The 19,446-nt window shown below is 66.0% G+C and carries 22 protein-coding genes; 13 read left to right on the forward strand and 9 right to left on the reverse strand.

The features are described 5' to 3' along the window. The first annotated feature begins 18 nt into the window (after window positions 1–18). Window positions 19–402: a reverse transcriptase-like protein gene (locus ATE64_RS17275; RefSeq protein WP_058456240.1), complete on the forward strand. Its 384-nt coding sequence runs from the start codon at window positions 19–21 to the stop codon at window positions 400–402. A gap of 9 nt (window positions 403–411) precedes the next feature. Here the strand turns inward: ATE64_RS17275 and ATE64_RS17280 are convergent, their stop codons facing one another. After that, a complete protein-coding gene (locus ATE64_RS17280) occupies window positions 412–1,437 on the reverse strand; it encodes an adenosine deaminase (RefSeq protein WP_058456241.1) in 1,026 nt (341 codons plus the stop codon). Further along, complete coding sequence (locus tag ATE64_RS17285; RefSeq protein WP_058456242.1) at window positions 1,430–2,017, reverse strand: phosphoribosyltransferase family protein; 588 nt, start codon at window positions 2,015–2,017, stop codon at window positions 1,430–1,432. The genes ATE64_RS17280 and ATE64_RS17285 overlap by 8 nt, the downstream gene beginning before the upstream one ends. A gap of 84 nt (window positions 2,018–2,101) precedes the next feature. On the opposite strand from ATE64_RS17285, the gene ATE64_RS17290 reads away from it, so the two are divergent. Both ATE64_RS17290 and ATE64_RS17295 read left to right on the forward strand, forming a co-directional pair. Beyond that, window positions 2,102–2,539, forward strand: coding sequence for a DUF983 domain-containing protein (locus ATE64_RS17290; RefSeq protein ID WP_058456243.1), 438 nt, complete (start codon window positions 2,102–2,104; stop codon window positions 2,537–2,539). Further along, window positions 2,532–3,866, forward strand: a complete 1,335-nt coding sequence (locus tag ATE64_RS17295; protein ID WP_058456244.1) for a PLP-dependent aminotransferase family protein — start codon at window positions 2,532–2,534, stop codon at window positions 3,864–3,866. Before ATE64_RS17290 ends, ATE64_RS17295 begins: the two co-directional genes overlap by 8 nt. A 244-nt stretch (window positions 3,867–4,110) precedes the next feature. Here the strand turns inward: ATE64_RS17295 and ATE64_RS17300 are convergent, their stop codons facing one another. After that, window positions 4,111–6,213, reverse strand: a complete 2,103-nt coding sequence (locus ATE64_RS17300) for a M3 family metallopeptidase (RefSeq protein WP_231729157.1) — start codon at window positions 6,211–6,213, stop codon at window positions 4,111–4,113. Between the two features lie 161 nt (window positions 6,214–6,374). Further along, window positions 6,375–7,244, reverse strand: a complete 870-nt coding sequence (locus ATE64_RS17305; protein WP_058456245.1) for an SMP-30/gluconolactonase/LRE family protein — start codon at window positions 7,242–7,244, stop codon at window positions 6,375–6,377. A gap of 299 nt (window positions 7,245–7,543) precedes the next feature. Between ATE64_RS17305 and ATE64_RS17310 the strand changes: the two genes are divergently transcribed. The 4 genes from ATE64_RS17310 (at window position 7,544) to ATE64_RS17325 (ending at window position 11,381) form a co-directional block, all read left to right on the forward strand. After that, window positions 7,544–8,698 (forward strand): acyl-CoA dehydrogenase family protein, encoded by a 1,155-nt coding sequence (locus ATE64_RS17310; RefSeq protein ID WP_058456246.1) that lies wholly within the window; start codon window positions 7,544–7,546, stop codon window positions 8,696–8,698. Between the two features lie 156 nt (window positions 8,699–8,854). Next, entirely contained in the window at window positions 8,855–10,024 is a 1,170-nt protein-coding gene (locus ATE64_RS17315) for an acetyl-CoA C-acetyltransferase (protein ID WP_058456247.1), read from the forward strand. A 135-nt stretch (window positions 10,025–10,159) separates the two neighbouring features. Then, window positions 10,160–10,942, forward strand: coding sequence for an SDR family NAD(P)-dependent oxidoreductase (locus tag ATE64_RS17320; protein WP_058456248.1), 783 nt, complete (start codon window positions 10,160–10,162; stop codon window positions 10,940–10,942). A 1-nt stretch (window position 10,943) separates the two neighbouring features. After that, window positions 10,944–11,381: an acyl-CoA thioesterase gene (locus ATE64_RS17325; protein ID WP_058456249.1), complete on the forward strand. Its 438-nt coding sequence runs from the start codon at window positions 10,944–10,946 to the stop codon at window positions 11,379–11,381. A gap of 114 nt (window positions 11,382–11,495) precedes the next feature. Here the strand turns inward: ATE64_RS17325 and gmk are convergent, their stop codons facing one another. Continuing rightward, complete coding sequence (gmk, locus tag ATE64_RS17330) at window positions 11,496–12,158, reverse strand: guanylate kinase (RefSeq protein WP_058456250.1); 663 nt, start codon at window positions 12,156–12,158, stop codon at window positions 11,496–11,498. A gap of 56 nt (window positions 12,159–12,214) precedes the next feature. Here gmk and ATE64_RS17335 point away from each other — a divergent pair, with 56 nt between their 5' ends. Continuing rightward, entirely contained in the window at window positions 12,215–12,769 is a 555-nt protein-coding gene (locus ATE64_RS17335) for a DUF2585 domain-containing protein (RefSeq protein WP_058456286.1), read from the forward strand. On the opposite strand, the gene ATE64_RS17340 is transcribed toward ATE64_RS17335, so the two are convergent. Genes ATE64_RS17340 through ATE64_RS17355 form a run of 4 tightly spaced genes read right to left on the reverse strand, consistent with a single transcriptional unit; the run spans window position 12,766 to window position 15,335 of the window. Further along, window positions 12,766–13,104, reverse strand: coding sequence for a hypothetical protein (locus ATE64_RS17340; RefSeq protein ID WP_058456251.1), 339 nt, complete (start codon window positions 13,102–13,104; stop codon window positions 12,766–12,768). The two genes, ATE64_RS17335 and ATE64_RS17340, sit on opposite strands and share 4 nt — an antisense overlap. Window positions 13,105–13,142: 38 nt before the next feature. Continuing rightward, window positions 13,143–14,540 carry a class II fumarate hydratase gene (gene fumC, locus ATE64_RS17345; protein ID WP_058456252.1) on the reverse strand — a complete coding sequence of 466 codons (1,398 nt, stop codon included), beginning with the start codon at window positions 14,538–14,540 and terminating at the stop codon, window positions 13,143–13,145. Continuing rightward, window positions 14,537–14,851 carry a hypothetical protein gene (locus ATE64_RS17350; RefSeq protein ID WP_058456253.1) on the reverse strand — a complete coding sequence of 105 codons (315 nt, stop codon included), beginning with the start codon at window positions 14,849–14,851 and terminating at the stop codon, window positions 14,537–14,539. Before ATE64_RS17350 ends, fumC begins: the two co-directional genes overlap by 4 nt. Window position 14,852: 1 nt before the next feature. After that, entirely contained in the window at window positions 14,853–15,335 is a 483-nt protein-coding gene (locus ATE64_RS17355; protein ID WP_058456254.1) for a ClpXP protease specificity-enhancing factor SspB, read from the reverse strand. A 94-nt stretch (window positions 15,336–15,429) separates the two neighbouring features. Here ATE64_RS17355 and hisB point away from each other — a divergent pair, with 94 nt between their 5' ends. The 5 genes from hisB to ATE64_RS17380 all read left to right on the forward strand — a co-directional run bounded on the left by hisB (window position 15,430) and on the right by ATE64_RS17380 (window position 19,390). Next, window positions 15,430–16,017, forward strand: coding sequence for an imidazoleglycerol-phosphate dehydratase HisB (hisB, locus tag ATE64_RS17360; protein ID WP_058456255.1), 588 nt, complete (start codon window positions 15,430–15,432; stop codon window positions 16,015–16,017). 9 nt (window positions 16,018–16,026) lie between these two features. After that, window positions 16,027–16,635 carry an imidazole glycerol phosphate synthase subunit HisH gene (gene hisH, locus ATE64_RS17365; protein WP_058456256.1) on the forward strand — a complete coding sequence of 203 codons (609 nt, stop codon included), beginning with the start codon at window positions 16,027–16,029 and terminating at the stop codon, window positions 16,633–16,635. Further along, window positions 16,623–17,357 (forward strand): 1-(5-phosphoribosyl)-5-[(5-phosphoribosylamino)methylideneamino]imidazole-4-carboxamide isomerase, encoded by a 735-nt coding sequence (gene hisA, locus ATE64_RS17370; protein WP_058456257.1) that lies wholly within the window; start codon window positions 16,623–16,625, stop codon window positions 17,355–17,357. The genes hisH and hisA overlap by 13 nt, the downstream gene beginning before the upstream one ends. A gap of 115 nt (window positions 17,358–17,472) precedes the next feature. Next, entirely contained in the window at window positions 17,473–18,237 is a 765-nt protein-coding gene (hisF, locus tag ATE64_RS17375; RefSeq protein ID WP_058456258.1) for an imidazole glycerol phosphate synthase subunit HisF, read from the forward strand. A 64-nt stretch (window positions 18,238–18,301) separates the two neighbouring features. After that, window positions 18,302–19,390: an ionic transporter y4hA gene (locus ATE64_RS17380; protein WP_058456259.1), complete on the forward strand. Its 1,089-nt coding sequence runs from the start codon at window positions 18,302–18,304 to the stop codon at window positions 19,388–19,390. Window positions 19,391–19,446 lie beyond the last annotated feature (56 nt).

The raw sequence follows: 19,446 nt of genomic DNA on the forward strand, positions 1-19,446 counted from the left end.
GGCCGCTATGGTGCGGGGATGACCGCGCGCCGGACCAAGATCTTTTTCGATGGCGGATGCCGCCCGAACCCCGGTCCGATCGAGGTCGCGGTGGTCGCGGGCGGCGCCGTCATGATCGAGCAGGGCCTTGGCGAGGGAAGCAGCCTCGATGCCGAGTGGCTGGCGCTGATCGCCGCGCTGCGGTTCGCGCGGGAGCGAGGGATCGACGATTTCGTGCTGCTCGGTGATTCGGCATCGGTCGTGGCGCAGGCCATGGGGAGGGTCCCGGCGCGCGGTGCGGCGGCGGCGCATCTGGCGGCCTTCCGCGATCTGGCCGGCGCCGGCCCGGCGCCGCGGGTCCGGCATATCGGGCGGGCGCAGAATCTCGCGGGGATTGCGCTCGCAAAGCTGCATCCGCGCTGAGGGCTTGCGTCAGGCGTAGGCGTCTATCGCGGCGAGGTGCCTTGCCTTTTCGGCGTCGCCCAGGAACGATCCGGTGAAGCTGTTGCGCGCGAGCGTCACGAGGTCGGCCCTCGACAGGTCGAGCGCGTCGGCGACGGCAAGGTAATTGGCGTTCACATAGCCGCCGAAATAGCTGGGGTCGTCGCTGTTGACGGTCGCGTGAAGACCGGCGTCGAGCATGGTCTTGAGCGGATGATCGGCGATGTCGCGGACGACGCACAGCTTGAGGTTCGAAAGCGGGCAGACGGTGAGGGTCATGCTCTCGCCCGCGAGGCGCTTGACCAGCGCGGTATCCTCAAGGCTGCGGTTGCCGTGGTCGATGCGGTCGACTTTCAGGAGGTCGAGCGCCTCGTGGACATAGGCGGGTGGGCCTTCTTCGCCGGCGTGCGCGACGATCTTGAGGCCCAGCCCCTTGGCGCGCGCAAACACGCGCTCGAATTTCGAGGGCGGATGACCGACCTCTGAGGAATCGAGGCCAACGCCGGCGATCCGGTCCAAATAGGGCAGCGCTTCGTCGAGCGTCGCTTCGGCATCGGCTTCGCTAAGGTGGCGCAGGAAGCACAGGATGAGCTTCGAGGTCATGCCGTAGGTCGTCCGGGCATCGTCGAGCGCGCGGGTGATGCCGGCGATGACCGTCGCGAAGGCGACGCCGCGTGACGTATGGCCCTGCGGGTCGAAGAAGATTTCAATGTGGCGGACGTTGTCAGCGTCGGCGCGCGCGCAATAGGCGGCGGTGAGGTCGTAAAAATCCCGCTCGGTGTGGAGGACGCCCATCCCTTGGTAATAGATGTCGAGGAAATCCTGGAGGTTCGAAAAGGCGTAGGCGGCGCGGACCTCTTCGACGCTGGCGAAGGGAATGGCGACATTGTTGCGCTGTGCCAGTTCGAACATCAGCTCGGGCTCGAGCGAGCCCTCGATATGCAGATGCAGTTCGGCCTTCGGCAGGCCCGCGATGAAGGCGGCGCGCTCGGCCGCCGACACGAAACCTTCAGGCATCGGGCGCTTCCTCCCCCTCATTTTCTTCGCGCAGGATGATCGCCGCCTCGGGCTTGTGGTGGCGGATTTCCTCAGGCGTCAGTCCGTCGATCTCGTGCGGGAAGATCAGCCACTGGTCGGTTTCGTGGACGAAATAGTCGGGGTGGAGGTCGGTAACGTTGCGGCGCGGCTTGAACCACACCGTCGCTATGCGGATGTCGCGTGGCATATTGTTGCGACAGCGCGCCTTCAGTTCGGCGATGAAAGCGCGGATGCTGCGGCCGCTGTCGAACACATCGTCGATGATCAGCAGCCGATCGTCGGGGTTCAGTGTATCGATGAGATAGCCCAAAGCGAAGACGCGAACATGTGGATCCTGATCGTCGATGCCTTTGTACGACGACGTGCGGATTGCGATATGGTCGCAATGGTGGCCGTGATAGTCGAGCAGTTCCTGCACCGCGATCCCGACCGGCGCGCCGCCACGCCAGATGCCGACGAGGTGCGTCGGGCGAAAGCCGCTGTCGATCACCTGCGTGCCCAGTCGTAGCGAATCGGCGAGCAGTTCGTTCGCGCTGATGAAGATTTTCGCGTCGCTCATGCCCCCGAACTAGTCCGCCCCTCGACATTTGTCATGCGCGTCATTATGTATGGCATTATGTATGGTAATGCAGGATATGAGTCGATGACTGGCGAACTGGAAGGCCGCGAAAAATGGCTGTGGATTTACCGGACGGGGCTTCACGGCCTTTGCCCGCATTGCGGCGAGGGAAAGATGTTCCGGCGCTGGCTGAAGGTCCAGGATCGCTGCCCGCATTGCGGGCTCGACTATGATTTCGCGGCACCCGATGACGGCCCGGCGTTTTTCTCGCTCTGCTTCATTGCCTTCCCGCTGTTGTTCCTCGTCGTGTGGTTCGAGGTCGCCTTCAACCCGCCATGGTGGATGCATCTGATCACCTCGGTGCCGCTGATGGTCATCCCGTGTCTCGCCGTGCTGCAGCCGATCAAGGGCTGGCTCGTCGCGTCGCAATATGTGAACAGGGCGCAGGAAGCGGGCACCGGCGCGCTGTGGGCGCAGCTCAATGCGCGCGCCAAGGGAGAGATGATCGACGCCGATGGCTGACGGCTGGATACCCGACCTGACGCGGACGCGCGGCGCCAAATATGTCGTGATTGCCGACGCGATCGCGAATGCGGTCGAGACCGGCGCGCTGCGCAGCGGCGACCGCCTGCCGCCGCAGCGCGACCTTGCGGCGCGGCTGGGGATCGACCTTACCACCGTTACCAAGGCGTATGAACAGGCGCGGAGCGCCGGGCTGATCGGTGCGCGCGGACGGGCGGGGAGCTTCGTGCTGCCGCAGGATGCGATCGCCGCGGGGCCGCCGCCGCGCGACACCGGAATGAACATGCCCCCCGAGGTCGAAGGCGGAACGTTGCTCGCGACGTGGGAGCGCACCGCCAGCGCGCTGCTGCGCGCGCCGGGCGCGGGCGGGCGGCTGCATTACGCCCCGGCGGGTGGACGTGAGGCCGACCGCGCCGCGGGAGCGGAGATTTTCGGCCGGATGGGGCTGGCGAGCGAGGCCGGCCAGGTCGTTGTCACGGCGGGGGCGCAGAGTGCGCTCCACGCGATCATCGGCGCGACGCTGGAGCGCGGCGATGTCGTGGCGTGCGGCACGCATGTCTATCCCGGCTTTCTCGCGCTGGCGCGCCGCGCGGGGCTGCGGCTGGCGCCGCTCGCGTGCGTCGAGGCGGATGCGCTGGAGGCGCTATGCCGGACGACGACGGTAGCGGCGCTCTATGTGGTGCCGACAAACGACAATCCAACCACCGTGACGATCGCGGCCGACGACCGCGCGGCACTGGCGCGGGTGACGCGGCGGCATGGCGTGCGGATCATTGAGGACGATGCCTATGGCCAGCTTGCCGAAACGCCGATCGCGCCGCTGTCGAGCTTCGCGCCCGAACTCGGCTGGTATGTCGCGAGCCTCTCCAAGACGATCTCGCCGGCGCTCCGCGTCGCGCATGTCCGCACGCCGTCGGTCGCGGACGCGCTGGCGCTCGCGGCCGAGGTGCATGATGCGAATGTGATGCCACCGCCGCTGGAGGCCGCGCTGGCGACGCGTTGGCTGGAGGACGGCAGTTACGACCGGCTGATCGGCGAGACGCGGGCCGAGGCGGCGGCGCGGCAGGCGATCGCTGCGGAAGCGCTGCCGGCGGGACGTTATGCCGCGCATCCGTGCGGATATCATCTGTGGGTTCCGCTGGCGGATGAGCGCGCCATGGCGAAAGCCGCGAACGCGCTGCGCGAGGCAGGGATGATGGCGATCCCAGCCACCAGTTTTGCGGCGTGCGACAGCAATGCTCGCGCGTTACGCGTCTCGCTCGGCGGCGCCATCGACCGGGATGGATTGAGGCGCGGACTGACGATGCTGGCAAAACATCTGCCCTGATGGCCAGTGTCGGCTTTGGGGTGGATTTCAGCCTTTCAGTTCTCGTCCTGCTGAACTTGTTTCAGCATCCATGGCCGGGCCTTGCATCTGGCGCCGCGCCCAAGGGAACGACGACCATGGACCCTGAAACAAGTTCAGGGTGACGATGAAAGATAGGTCAGCTTCCTGTCGATAGCGGCCGGCAGCCGCAGGCAAAACAAAGGGGGCGCGGTGGCCCCCTTTGCTCCCCGGTTAAGTCAAAAGATCATTCGGTCGGAAAGCCGCGCTTGCGCAGCAGCGCCTTCACGTCGGGATCGCGGCCGCGGAAGGCGCGGTACGCTTCGGCGCGGTCGGTCTCGTTGCCCGTCATCAGCAGGATGGTGCGGAACTTGTCGGCGACGGTGCGGTCCCACGGGCCGCCGGCTTCGTTGAAGGCCGCCCAGGTGTCGGCGTCCATCGTTTCGGACCACAGATAGCTGTAATAGCCCGCCGAATAGGCGTCGCTCGAGAAGAGGTGGCCGAATTGCGGCAGGCGGTGGCGCATGACGATTTCCTTCGGCATGCCCATTTCCTTCAGCGTTTCGCGCTCGAACTTGTCGACATCGGTCACCGGCACCTTGCGGTCGTGGAGTTTCATGTCGACGATCGCGCTCGACAGATATTCGACGGTTTCAAAGCCCTGGTTGAACTTGTTCGAGGCGAGGATCTTGTCGACGAGCGCCTGCGGCATCGGCTCGCCCGTCTTGTAGTGCGTCGCGAATTTCGACAGCACCTCGGGCGTCATCAGCCAATTCTCGTTCACCTGGCTCGGATATTCGACGAAGTCGCGCGGCACGCCCGCGAGCGCGGGATAATAGACGTGCTGCAGCAGATAATGGATGCCGTGCCCGAATTCGTGGAACAGCGTCTGCGCGTCGTCTAAGCTGACGAGCGTCGGCTCGCCCTTCGCGCCCTCGGTGAAATTATTGTTGTTCGACGCGAGGACGTTGCGCTCGCCGCCAAGGCCCTGCTGGCTGCGATAGGTCGTCATCCACGCGCCCGAGCGCTTTCCGTCGCGCGCGAAATTGTCGAGGTAGAGGACGCCGACATTTTCGTTGGTCTTGAGGTTATAGACCTCGAAGGTCTTCACCTTGGGGTCGAACACCGGAATCGTGCCCGTGATCTCGCGGAAGCCGAGGTCGTAGAGCTGCCCCGCCGACCAGAACATCGCGTCGCGCAGCTTGTCGAGTTGCAGGTAGGGCTTCACCTCGCTTTCATCGAGGTCGTATTTCGCCTTGCGGACCTTTTCGGCGTAATAGCGATAGTCCCACGGTTCGATGGTGAGTTTCGGTCCCTTGCCGGCCTTGGCCTCGGCATCGGCGATCGCCTGCATGTCGGCGACCTCCTCATGAACGCGCGCGACTGCGGCGGGCCAGACCTTCATCATCAGCGCCATGGCGTTCTCTGGCGTCTTCGCCATCGTGTCGGCCATGCGGTAATTGGCGTGCGTCGCGAAGCCGAGCAGTTCGGCGCGCTGCTGGCGCAGCTTCAGGATTTCAGCGATCGTCGCGTTGGTGTCGTTCGCATCGCCATTGTCGCCGCGGCCCACGAAAGCGCGCCAGACTTTCTCGCGCAAGCCCCGGCTGGCGGCGTTCTGCAGCACGGGTTGCGCCGACGAGCGGGTGTTCTTGATCGCCCACTGGCCGGGCTTGCCCTGCGCCTCGGCGGCGTCGGCGAGCGAGGCGACGAAGCCGGGGGCGAGCCCCGCCAGCTCGGCCTTGTCGGTGACGAAGGTGTAGAGCTTCTCGTCGCCGAGCAGTTTCGACGAAAAGGCCGAGAACAGGCCTTCGAGCTTTGCATTGAGGTCGACGAGCTTCGCCTTGTCGGCGGCGGACAGGTTGGCGCCGTCGCGGACCATTTCGTCATAACTGCGCTCGACGATGCGGATCTGCTGCGCGTTGAGCCCGCTGGTCAGCCGCTTGTCGTACACCGCCTTGTAGCGGGCGAAGAGCTTGGGATCGAGGAACAGCTCGGTATAGAATTTGGTGAGCTTGGGGCTCCATTCGGCGTCGATGTCCTCGACGCGGTCGTTCGACTTGTTCGACGTCTGCACGCCCCACAGCGCGAAGACGCGCTCCATCGATTCGCCCGCGAGCTGCATCGGGACGTGGGTGTTCTCGAAGGTCGGCTCGGCGGGGTTGTCGATCACCGCCTGCACCTCGGCCTTCACCTCGGCCATGCCCTTGGCGAAGGCGTCGGGGAAAAGTTCGGGGTCGAGCTTGTCCCACGGCGGCACCCCCTCATAGGGGCCGGTCCAGGGCTGGAGCATCGGGTTCGCGCCTGCCTCGGCGGCGGCGGGCTTGGTTGCGGTCTCGGCGGCAATCGTCATCGGACTATAACCCATCAAGAGGACGGTCGATGCAAGCAGCGACAAACGGACAAAGGGCTGCACACGGCGCGGCATCATCATAGCTCCCCGGAGTTTTGGTTTCGAGCGAAACCATATCGGGCTGCCTTAGCCCGACAGGGCGGGCCGGTGCAAGAGCGCGGTCAGCCGCCGAAAAAGGGCTGTGGAATGCCCGGTACGTCGGTGCGGAAGGTGAAGAGGCCGCCGGCATGCGGCTGCGCCTTGCGGTCTTCGTCGGTCAGATTCTTGCCCGCGCTGGTCACGAAGGCGGTGCAAAGCTCGTCTCCCCCGAAGGCGATCATTGTCGGGCGCTGGACGGGCAAGTCGACGGTCTGGAGCAGTTCGCCGGCGGGCGACAGGCGCACGACGCGCCAGCCGTCCCACAGCGCCGACCAGTAGCAGCCCTCGGCATCGACCGCGGCGCCGTCGGGACGGCCTTTCCCATATTCGAACTGGTGGAAGACGCGTCCATTAGCGAGCGTGCCCGCCGCCCGGTCGACGTCAAAGGCGCGGATCGCGTGCGTCGGCGTGTCGGCGTGGTAGAAGATGCGCCCGTCGGGGCTGAACGCCGCGCCGTTGCTGGTGGTGAGGCCGCCGAGGATCGTGGCGAGCGACCCGTCGGGGCCGAGGCGGTACAGCGTCGCGACGGGTTTTGCCTTGTCGTTCGTCAGGCTGCCGACCCACAGCCGTCCCGCCGCATCGACGCGGCCGTCGTTGAAGCGTTGCCCGGGCTTGTCCGCGAGGATGGCGGGGCCGAAGGGGCGCGGCGTCGATCCCCAATGGTCGATCAGTACGAAGCCGTTTTCGAGCGCGGCGACGAGGCCGCCCCGCACGCGCGGCGCGATGCAGCCGATCTGTTCGCCGAGCATCATCACCTCGTCGGTGCGCGTCGCGGGATCGGTGCGATGAATCGTCCGCGCCTCGATATCGACCCAATAGAGGCGGGCTTCGCCCGGATGCCAGACGGGCGATTCGCCGAGCAGCGCGCCGGCATCGAGAAGCAGTTCGACCATCGGGGGAGCTTAGCGCGTGGCGCCGGTGCTGCCCAGCAACTGCAAACCTATTCGATGCGGGACGAATGGAGAGGCGCGGTCCAAGTCGGTTCGCCACCCCCGGGCAAGTCCGGGATGGCGAAGCGCGAGCGCGAGAAGGGCGCGCCGCGCAACGAGTTTCCTGCCGTAGCGGCATTTCTACTTGACGTGGACGTAAACGTAAGGTCAGGTGCGCGCCGAAACCCGTACGGCATGATGCGGGGACTCGGCACCATGGCCCCACCAGACCCTCAGGCCGCCCACTGGGAAAAGGAAAGACGATGTCGCTCGATAACCTCTCGCGCAGTGTTTATACCGAGGATCACGAAGCGTTCCGTTCGACGGTGCGCCAGTTCCTCGAAAAGGAAGTCGCGCCCAATGCGGCGCAATGGGCCGAGGACGGCATCGTGCCCAAGTCGATCTGGCCGAAAGCCGGCGAGCTCGGCCTGCTGTGCCCGACGGTCCCCGAGGAATATGGCGGGCTGGGCCTCGATTTCGGCTATAATGCGATCGTCGACGAGGAAAGCGCCTATAATGGCCGCGTGACCACCGGCTTCTCGCTCCAGTCGGACATCGTCGCGACCTATATCATCAAATATGGCAGCGAGGAGCAGAAGAAGCACTGGCTGCCCAAGATGGTCGCGGGCGAAGTGATCACTGCGATTGCGATGACCGAACCGGGCACCGGCAGCGACCTTCAGGGGATGCGCACGACCGCGAAGAAGGACGGCAATCATTATGTCATCAACGGGTCGAAAACCTATATCACCAACGGCCAGAACGCCGACCTGATCCTGGTGTGCGTCAAGACCGACACCGAGGTGCAGCCGGCGTGGAAGGGCGTGTCGATCGTGCTCGTCGAGGCCGACCGCGAAGGCTATAAGCGCGGGCGCAACCTCGACAAGATCGGGCAGGACGAAGCCGACACGTCGGAAATGTTCTTCGAGGACGTCCGCGTGCCGATCACCAACTGCCTTGGCGAGGAAGGCAAGGGCTTCATCTATCTGATGAGCGAGCTTCCCCAAGAGAGGCTGTCGATCGCCGTCAGCGCGCAGTCGGCGGCGCAGCGCGCCTTCGACGACACGGTCGAATTCACCCGCGACCGCAAGGCGTTCGGCAAGCCGATCCTCGACTTCCAGAACACGCGCTTCGTGCTCGCCGACCTCAAGACCAAGCTGCAGGTCGGCTGGGCGCACCTCGACTGGGCGCTGGCGCGCCACCTCAAGAAGGAACTGACCCCCGAAGAGGGCGCGGCGGCGAAGCTGTGGCACACCGAATTGCAGTGGGAAGTGATGGACAAATGCCTCCAGCTGCACGGCGGCGCGGGCTATATGAACGAATATCCGATCGCGCGGGCGTGGCGCGCCTCGCGCGTGACGCGCATTTTCGGCGGCACGAACGAGATCATGAAGGAACTGATCGGGCGCAAGCTGTAATTTCCCCTCCCGCAAGCGGGAGGGGCAGCGAGACTTGGGAGCTTGCTCCCTAGTCGCAGCGGGGTGGGCTACCTACCTCCAGATGCTGGCTCCGCTCGCGCCCACCCCCAGCCCCTCCCGCTTGCGGGAGGGGAGTGAAGTGAAAGGACTATCCCCATGCCCCATGCCTATATCGTCGACGCCGTCCGCACCGCTGGCGGCAAGCGCGGCGGCAAGCTCGCCGGCGTGCATCCGGTGGACCTCGGTGCCGCCGTTTTCGATGCGATCGCCGACCGCAACGACTTCGACACCAAGGCCATCGACGACGTCATCACGGGCTGCGTCAGCCAGGGCGGCCAGCAGACGATGGACGTCGGCCGCAACGCGGTGCTCGCCTCGAAGCTGCCCGACTCGATCCCCGCGGTGACGATCGACCGCCAGTGCGGCTCGTCGCAGCAGGCGATCACCTTCGCCGCGCAGGCGGTGCTGTCGGGCACGCAGGATATCGTCCTCGCCAGCGGCATCGAAAGCATGACGCGCGTGCCGATGGGATCGGTCGCGACCTTGTTCATGAAAGAGGGGCTGGGCAACTACAAGTCGCCGCGGCTGGAGGAGAAATATCCCGGCATCATGTTCAGCCAGTTCATGGGCGCCGAGATGATCGTCAAGAAGCACGGCTTCACCAAGGACGACCTCGACGCCTTCGCGCTCGAAAGCCACCGCCGCGCGAAGGCGGCAACCGAGGCAGGCGTGTTCGAGCGCGAGATCGTGCCGGTCGAGATCGAGACCCCCGAGGGGAAGGAATGGCACAAGGTCGACGAGGGGATCCGTTTCGACGCGACGCTCGACGGCATTGCCGGCGTCAAGCTGCTGCAGGAAGGCGGATCGATCACCGCCGCGACGTCGAGCCAGATCTGCGATGGCGCCTCGGCGGTGCTGGTTGTTTCCGAACAGGCGCTGAAGGATCATGGACTGACGCCGCGCGCGCGCATCCACCATGTGTCGGTGACCGCGGGCGATCCGGTGATCATGCTCGAAGAACCGCTGTTCGCGACCGAAAAGGCGCTGAAGAAGGCCGGGCTCAGGATCGGCGACATCGACGCCTATGAAGTCAACGAGGCGTTCGCCCCGGTGCCGCTGGCGTGGCTCAAATATCTGGGCGGCGATCATGCGCGGCTCAACCAGCACGGCGGCGCGATCGCGCTCGGCCACCCGCTCGGCGCCAGCGGTGCAAAGCTGATGGCGACGTTGCTCGGCGTGCTCGATGCGACCGGCGGCAAATATGGCCTGCAGACGATGTGTGAAGGGGGCGGCCAGGCCAACGTCACGATCGTCGAGCGGCTTTAAGAAATCTCCCCTCCCGCTTGCGGGAGGGGGCGTCACGAAGCACGTGACTCGTGACACGGGAGGGCCTGCGAGCTGCCTCCCCCATGCCCCACCCAAACCCTCCCCTGAAGGGGAGGGCTTTTTCAGGAGAAACCCATGAAACTCGATTCCACCGTATCCGCCGTCGTTACCGGGGGCGCCTCGGGCCTTGGCGCCGCGACGGCGCGCGCGCTCGCCGCCAAGGGCGTCAAGGTCGCGATCTTCGACCTGCAGGAAGAGAAAGGCACCGCGCTCGCGGCCGAACTCGGCGGCGTGTTCTGCGAATGCAACGTCACCGACGACGCGTCGGTCGACGCCGCCTTTGCCAAGTCGCGCGCCGCGATCGGACAGGAGCGCATCCTCGTCAATTGCGCGGGCACCGGCAATGCGATCAAGACCGCGAGCCGCAGCAAGGAAGACGGCAGCATCAAGCATTTCCCGCTCGATGCCTTCAACTGGATCATCCAGATCAACCTCGTCGGCACCTTCCGCTGCATTGCCAAGTCGGCGGCGGGGATGATGACGCTCGACCCGATGGAAGACGGCGAGCGCGGAGCGATCGTCAACACCGCGTCGGTCGCGGCAGAGGACGGCCAGATGGGTCAGGCGGCCTATTCGGCGTCGAAGGGCGGCGTCGTCGGCATGACGCTCCCCGTGGCGCGCGACCTTGCGTCGGAGAATATCCGCGTCAACACGATCCTGCCCGGCATCTTCGACACCCCGCTGCTCGCCGGCGCGCCGCAGAATGTCCGCGACGCGCTCGGCGCCTCGGTGCTCAACCCGAAGCGTCTCGGCAATCCGGCCGAATATGCCAATCTCGCGCTCTGCATGATCGAGAATGGCTATTTCAACGGCGAGGACGTCCGCCTCGACGGCGGCATCCGCATGGCGCCGCGCTGATATGCCGAAACCGGAAAGCTGGCGGCTCGACGCCGCCAGCTACCCCGTCCGCATCGAACTGCAGACGCGGTTCCAGGACATGGACATCAACGGCCACCTCAACAATGTGGCCTTCGCAGCGCTGTTCGAAAGCGGCCGCGTCCTGCTGAACCGCGAAATCCGCCCGTGGGAGGAACGCCCGGCGAACGAGCGCACGATGGTCGCGGCGGTCGAGATCAATTATCTCGCCGAGGGCAATTTCCCCGATCCGGTCCAGATCGCGACCGGCATCGGCCGCCTCGGCACCTCGAGCTGGACGATCGTGCAGGCGATGTTCCAGAACGGCCGCTGCATCGCGACCTGCGACACGGTGGTCGTGTGCCGCACCGACGGTCAGGCAAAATCGCTGCGGGCGGAGATGGTCGCCGAGCTGGAAGCCAAGCTGGCGAGGGCGGCCTAGCCAAACCTCACCTTCGTCATCCCGGACTTGATCCGGGATCCGTTATTCCAGCGCTGCGTAAGTGGATCCCGGATCAAGTCCGGGATGACGACAAAAAGTCAGGGCGAGCCTGCTTCAAAGCTTCCTGTCCGCGTCGGGCACCGACCGGATCAGGTCGCGTGCGAAGCCGATCAGGCCGATCTGGCGGCGGCGCTTCAGCCGCTCGGCGCGCAGAATCGCCATCACCTCGCCATAGCATTCCTCGACCGCGTCGTTGATCAGCACATAGTCATAGCCGTCCCAGTGGCTGATCTCGTTCGCGGCGCGCTCCATCCGCGCGGCGATCACTTCGTCGCTGTCGGTCTTGCGCGACCGCAGCCGCCGTTCGAGCTCGTCCATCGTCGGCGGCAGGACGAAGACGCGCACGACGTCGGGGCCGGCCTCCTGATAAAGCTGCTGCGCGCCCTGCCAGTCGATGTCGAACAATACATCCTTGCCCGCCGCGAGCATTTCCTCGACCGGCGCGCGCGGGGTGCCGTAGCGGTGGCCGAAGACATGCGCCCATTCGAGGAATTCGCCGTCGGCCGCCATCTTCTTGAAGGTGTCGGTATCGACGAAATGATAATGGACGCCGTCGACCTCGCCCGGGCGCGGCGGGCGTGTGGTGGCGGAGATCGAGAGCGCGATATCCTTGTCGGCTTCGAGCATCATGCGCGAGATGGTCGTCTTGCCCGCGCCCGAGGGCGAGGAGAGGACGAAGAGTACGCCGCGGCGGTTGAGATGGACGCTTTCGGTCATGCGCGCTATTCGCGCGGGTGAGGGCAGCGGTCAAGGGGGAGAGACGGATGGCGGGGATGTCGCGCAAGGGCTGGCTGGTTACCGCGGCGCTGCTCGCGCTGCTGGGCGCGATCCTCTTCGCGATGGGGCGCCCGCCGATCTGCCCATGCGGCACGGTCAGCCTGTGGCACGGCATCGTCCAGTCGAACCAGAACAGCCAGCAGATTTCGGACTGGTACAGCTTCAGCCATATCATCCACGGCTTCATCTTTTTCGGCCTGTCGCGCTGGCTGATGCCGTCGCGGCCCTTCTGGGTCGCGCTGGCGCTGGCGATCGGGATCGAGGGCGCGTGGGAGATATTGGAGAACTCGCCGATCATCATCGACCGCTATCGCGAGGTGACGATGGCCTATGGCTATTCGGGCGATTCGATCCTGAACTCGGTCAGCGACACGGCGTTCATGGTGCTGGGCTTCCTCGCCGCGAGCCGGATGCGCTGGTGGGTCACGGTGGTGCTTGCCATTGCCTTCGAGCTGTTCACGCTGTGGACGATCCGCGACAATCTGACGCTCAATGTCCTGATGCTGGTCGCACCGGTCGAGGCGGTGAAGGAGTGGCAGGCGGGCGGTTAGTGGATGGCCGCGTGCCCGTTCGCATCGATCGGGATTTCGGGCGGGAGTGCGTCGCCCAGCATTTCGCCGTCGGTCGGCGGCTCGCCGTTCGCCGCGAGTTTCGCGGTCGCGGCCTGCATGTCCGCGGCCGCCTGCCGCGCCTCGGCACGATCGGCCCATTTCTTGGTGAGATAGGCGGCGGCGGCGGTCGCGGCGAGTACCGCATAGCGCTGCGGAAACAGGCGCCGCGCCGCGAACAGCGTTCCCGCGCCGATCACCGCGCCCGCGATGGGGTGATGATTTTTCTGGCGTCCGATCGCGCTTCCAAGCACGCCGCCGATGATCCGTCCCATCATCTTTCTCTCCTTCCCCTCCATAAATGCCTCGCGCGTGCTCAGGGTTCCGGCCCCAACATCGTGCGCGGATCGACGACGCGGTCGAAGGTCGCGCCATCGACATAGCCGAGATCGAGCGCTGCGTCGCGCAATGTCGATCCGGTCTCATGCGCGTGCTTGGCGATCTTCGCGGCCTTGTCATAGCCGATTTCGGGGGCGAGCGCCGTCACCAGCATCAGCGAGCGGTTCATCAACTCGTCGATGCGCGCGCGGTTGGGCTCGATCCCGACGACGCAATGTTCGGTGAAGCCCGCCATGCCGATGGCGAGCAGTTCGATCGAGCGGAGTACATTCGAGCCGATCAGCGGCTTGAAGACGTTGAGTTCGAGATGCCCCTGGAGCCCCCCGATGGTGACGGCCTGATGGTTGCCGATCACCTGCGCCGCGACCATCGTCAGCATCTCGCACTGCGTCGGGTTGACCTTGCCGGGCATGATCGAGCTTCCGGGCTCATTCGCGGGCAGGTCGAGCTCGCCGAAACCCGCGCGCGGACCCGATCCGAGCAGGCGGATGTCGTTGGCAATCTTGGTCAGCGCGACGCCAAGCGTGTTGAGCGCGCCCGAGAAGAAGACGAGCCCGTCGTTCGACGCCAGCGCCTCGAACTTGTTGGGTGCCGGCTCGAAAGCGATGCCGGTCGCTTTCGACAGTTCGGCGGCCATGGCAACGTCGAAGCCCGCAGGCGCGTTGAGCCCGGTGCCGACGGCCGTGCCGCCCTGCGCGAGCTTGCAGACATTGTGCGCCAGCGCGCCTTCGATCCGCGCGCGGCACGCCATGAGCTGCGCGACATAGCCCGAAAATTCCTGCCCCAGGGTCAGCGGGGTCGCATCCTGCAAATGGGTGCGGCCGATCTTGACGATGTCGCCCCAGACCGCCGCTTTCGCAGCGAGCGCATCGGTGAGCTCGGCCAGCGCGGGGAGCAGCCGCACGGTCGTCTCGACCGCGACCGCGACGTGGAGCGCGGTCGGGAAGCTGTCGTTCGACGACTGGCCCATGTTGACATGGTCGTTGGGGTGGACGGGTGACTTGCCGCCACGCGTGCCCGCAAGCCTTTCGTTGGCGATTCCCGCGATGACCTCGTTCGCGTTCATGTTCGACTGGGTGCCGCTACCCGTCTGCCAGATCGCGAGCGGGAACTCGTCGTCATACTCGCCCGCGACGACCGCATCGGCGGCGGCGGCGATCGCGTCGGCGAGCGCTGCGTCGAGCCCGTGCGCGCGGTTGACGCGGGCGGCGGCGCCCTTGACCCGCGCGAGCGCGTGGACGATCGGCAGCGGCATGCGCTCGTGCGGCGGGAAGGCGAAATTGTGCCGGCTGCGCTCGGTCTGCGCGCCCCAATAGGCGGCGGCGGGAACCTCGATTTCGCCGATGCTGTCGCTCTCGATCCGCATTTCGCTCATGCCAGCAGCATCCTTGTGACCAAAATCGCCCCCGCCCAGATCATCGCGACGAGGCCGAGCAATTGCCAATAGCCGCTCTCGCCGACGCGGCGGCGCAGCCATGCGGCCGCGATCCACACCAGCACCAGCGTCGGGGTCAGGACGAGCAGGCTGAAACGGAGCAGTCCGTCGGCGATCTGACCCCCGGCATAGCCGCCCTCGAACAGCGCATAGCCCTCGACACCCCACCAGAAGGCACCGGTGAGAACGAGCATGCCCGCGAGGGCCCAATATTGCCAGAAGCGGCTGGGAGGCCAAGCGGGCCCCGGCATGCTATTTCTTTTTGCCGAAATCCACGGTCACGACGTTGGAGCCGTCCTCACTGACGACCTCGGGGCGGTCGTTGTCGGCTTCGTCGTGTGGCTCGGGGGCTTCGATATCGTCGTCGCTGACCTGGAACTGCAGTCCGAAGTCGACCGACGGATCGACGAAAGCGGTGATCGCCGCATAGGGGATCGTGAGCATCGATGGCGTCTGGTTGAACGACAGGCCGACGCTGAAATGATCCTCTTCGACCGTCAGATCCCAGAAGCGGTTCTGGAGCACGATCGTCATCTCGTCGGGGAATTTGGCGATCAGATGTGCAGGGATGTCGACTCCCGGCGCCTGCGTCTTGAAGGTGATATAGAAATGATGCTCGCCCGGCAGGCTGTCATGCCCCTCGATCTGGCTGAGCACGCGGCCGACCACGGCACGCAGGGCATCCTGCACGATTTCGTCATAGGGAATCAGGCTGTCGCGGACATCGTCGGTCATGCGCGGGGGATGAACGCGGCGCGCGCGCCGGTCAAGAGGGGGCAGGGCGGAGAATCGCCTTGCAACGTGAAACACAGGCTCTAAGGCGTCGGCCATGCGAACCGCCACTGTCCAGCGCACGACCAAGGAAACGGATATCGCGATCACCGTCAATCTGGACGGCACGGGCGATTATTCGGTGTCCACCGGCATCGGTTTCCTCGATCATATGGTCGAGCAATTGTCGCGCCATTCGCTGATCGACATTGCGATGACGGTGAAGGGCGACCTTCACATCGACCAGCATCACACCGTCGAGGACAGCGCGCTCGCGCTCGGCGAAGCGGTCGCGACGGCGCTCGGCGACAAACGCGGCATCGCCCGCTACGGCGAGGCGCACGCGCCGATGGACGAGACGCTGACGCGCTGCGTGCTCGACATTTCGGGGCGTCCGCACTGCGTCTATAAATCGAGCTTCTCGCAGCCGCGGCTCGGAGAGATGGACACCGAGATGTTCCCGCACTGGTTCCACAGTTTCGCGCAGACCGCGGGCATCACGCTGCACATCGAGACGCTGTACGGCGAGAATAATCACCACATCGCCGAAAGCATGTACAAGGCGCTTGCCCGGGCGCTGCGTCAGGCCGTCGAGATCGACCCGCGCAAGGGCGATGCGATTCCCTCGACCAAGGGTGTGCTCTAGGAGCCGTCCATGAGCGCCATTGCCCTGATCGACTATGGCGCGGGCAATCTTCGCTCGGTGCATAATGCGCTCGTCGCGGCGGGCGCGGAGAATGTTGCCGTCACCGCCGATCCCGATGTCGTCGGACAAGCCGACCGCATCGTGCTGCCCGGCGTCGGAGCGTTTGCTGCCTGCATGAACGGGCTTTCTGCCATCGACGGGCTGATCGATGCGATGGACCGTCGCGTGCGCCAGGAGGGCGCGCCCTTCCTCGGCATCTGCGTCGGCATGCAATTGCTCGCCGATGCAGGAGAGGAGCATGGCACGTACAAGGGACTCGGCTGGATCGGTGGCACGGTCCGCGCGTTCGCCCCGGCGCCGGGCCTGCGTATCCCGCACATGGGATGGAACGACGTCGTTCCCACGTTGGCGCATCCGGTGATCGCGGCGGGCGAGGCCTATTATCTGCACGGCTATCATTTCGCCGATGTGGTCGATGTCGCCGCGACGAGCAGCCATGGCACGTCCTTCACCGCCGCGGTGGCGAAGGACAATATCGTCGGCGTCCAATATCACCCCGAAAAGAGCCAGGCCTATGGCCTCGCCACGCTCGAAAGGTTCATCAATTGGCGGCCCTGACCATCTTTCCCGCGATCGATCTCAAGGGCGGGCAGGTGGTGCGGCTCGCCGAGGGCGATATGGCGCGCGCGACCGTCTATGGCGACGATCCGTCGGCGCAGGCGCGGCTGTTTGCGGGCGCGGGCGCAACGCATCTGCATGTCGTCGATCTCGACGGCGCCTTTGCCGGCGCAAGCGTCAACGGCACGGCGGTCGAGAGCATCATCGCCGCCTTTCCGGGCAAGGTGCAGGTCGGCGGAGGAATCCGCGACCGCGCGGGGGTCGACCGCTGGCTCGCGCTCGGCGTCGAACGCGTGATCATCGGCACTGCGGCGCTGAAAGACCCCCAATTTGTCAAATCGGCGGCGCGCGACCTTCCCGGCCGGATCGTCGTCGGGGTCGATGCGCGCGATGGCATGGTCGCGACCGAGGGCTGGGCCGACGTGTCCGACGTCCGCGTCGAGGATCTTGCGCGCCGCTTCGAGGATGCGGGTGTCGCCGCCTTGCTCTTCACCGACGTCGGCCGCGACGGGTTGCTCAAGGGCTGCAATGTCGAGGCGACGGTTGCGCTCGCGCAGGCGGTCGATATCCCGGTGATCGCGAGCGGCGGGGTCGCCGATATCCACGACATCCACGCGCTGCGCCCGCATGTCGCCGACGGAATCGAAGGCGTGATCACCGGCCGCGCGCTCTACGACGGCCGCCTCGATCTTGCCCAGGCGATTGCGGCGGGCGCGGCATGACCCGCCGTCCCACTCGCGTTCGCATCGAGCGCAGTCGAGATGCCCATCGGTATGGCGCGGCCCTGAAGGGTGTCTCGACTTCGCTCGACACGAACGGGGTTGAGAGATTAGCGGCATGACCGTCCGCGTCCGCGTCATCCCCTGCCTCGACGTCGCCGACGGGCGCGTGGTCAAGGGCGTGAATTTCGTCGACCTGCGCGATGCAGGCGACCCGGTCGAGGCGGCGCGCGCCTATGACGCCGCGGGCGCCGACGAGCTTTGCTTTCTCGACATTTCGGCCAGCCATCAGGGGCGCGGGACGTTGCTTGACATGGTCAGCCGCACCGCCGAGGTCTGCTTCATGCCGCTGACCGTGGGCGGCGGGGTACGCAGCGCCGACGATGCGCGCGCTCTGCTGCTCGCGGGCGCCGACAAGGTCGCGGTGAACAGCGCCGCGGTCGCGCGGCCCGAACTCGTCGCCGACATAGCCGACCGCTTCGGCAGCCAGTGCGCGGTCGGCAGTATCGACGCGCGGCGGGTCGGCGAAGGGCGATGGGAGATTTTCACCCACGGCGGGCGCAAGCCTACCGGCGTCGATGCGCTCGACCATGCCGTCCGGCTTGCCGAAATGGGCGCGGGCGAGCTGCTGGTCACCAGCATGGACCGCGACGGGACGAAGGACGGCTATGATCTGGCGCTCACCCGCGCGATCGCCGATGCGGTCGGCGTGCCGGTGATCGCCTCGGGGGGCGTCGGCACCCTCGATCATCTGGTCGCGGGGGTGATCGAGGGCGGCGCGAGCGCGGTGCTCGCTGCCAGCATCTTCCACTTCGGCGAAGCGACGATCGCCGAGGCCCATGCGCGGCTCGCCGCCGCCGGATTGCCGGTCCGCGCGCATTAGGTTCAGGACCCATTAATTCCGGGCGGGGGTGGTCACGGCTGGAGGGGGCTGCAATAAAAGTCCCATGATGTCCAAGCTCCGCCTCGCCGACCGCGCCAACGATATCGTTCCGATCCTCGGCTTTGTTGCCGCGCTGGCGAGCTTCGCGATGCCGCTCAATCCCTGGCTCGTCGGCGCGATCCTGGCGGGTGCCGTCGTCGCCGCGGTCCATCATGCCGAGGTCATTGCGCACCGCGTCGGCGAGCCCTTCGGCACGCTGATCCTCGCGCTCGCGGTAACGGTGATCGAGGTCGGGCTGATCCTGACGCTGATGCAGGCCGAACCCGAAAAGGCGCAGACGCTGGCGCGCGATACGGTGTTCGCGGCGGTGATGGTGATCCTCAATCTGCTGATGGGCCTCTGCCTCCTGAGCGGCGCGATCCGCCATCACGAGCAGCGCTTCCAGCGCACCGGCATCGGCGCCGCGCTCGCGACCCTGACGGTGCTCACCGTCGTGACGCTGGTCCTCCCCAATTTCACGTCGAGCGTGCCGGGCCCCTTCTATTCAGCGACCCAGCTCGGCTTCGTCGCGGCGGTTTCGCTGATCCTCTATGCGACCTTCGCGCTGGTGCAAACTGTGCGCCACCGCGACTATTTCCTTCCCGACGGCGATGCCGACGGCGACGGAGAGCCCGACGCGCACGCCGCACCGCCGAGTGCGCAGCGCACCGCCATTTCGGGCACGCTGCTCCTCGCGAGCCTGTTCGCGGTAGTGCTTCTCGCCAAGGCCCTGTCGCCGGTGATCGGCGCGCTGCTCGCCGACTGGGGCGCGCCGCCCGCGGTGCTCGGCGTGTTGATCGCGGCGCTGATCCTCGCGCCGGAGGGACTGGCCGCGGTGCGTGCGGCGAAGGCGGATCGCCTGCAGACCAGCCTCAACCTCGCGCTGGGGTCGGCGCTGGCGACGATCGGGCTGACCATCCCGGCGGTCGCGATCCTGTCGATCTTCACCGGCCTGCCGATCAGCCTCGGCCTCGATGCCAAGTCGACCGTGCTGCTGTTCCTGTCGCTGATCGTCGCGTCGCAGACGCTGGCGAACGGACGCACCACCGTGTTGCAGGGTGCGATCCACCTGATGCTGTTCGCGGTTTACCTGTTCACGACCTTCGTGCCGTAAAACAAGCGCACTTTACCTTCGTCATGCTGAACTTGTTTCAGCATCCATGGTCGACG

Source organism: Sphingopyxis sp. H073, from assembly GCF_001468395.1.
GTDB lineage: Bacteria > Pseudomonadota > Alphaproteobacteria > Sphingomonadales > Sphingomonadaceae > Sphingopyxis.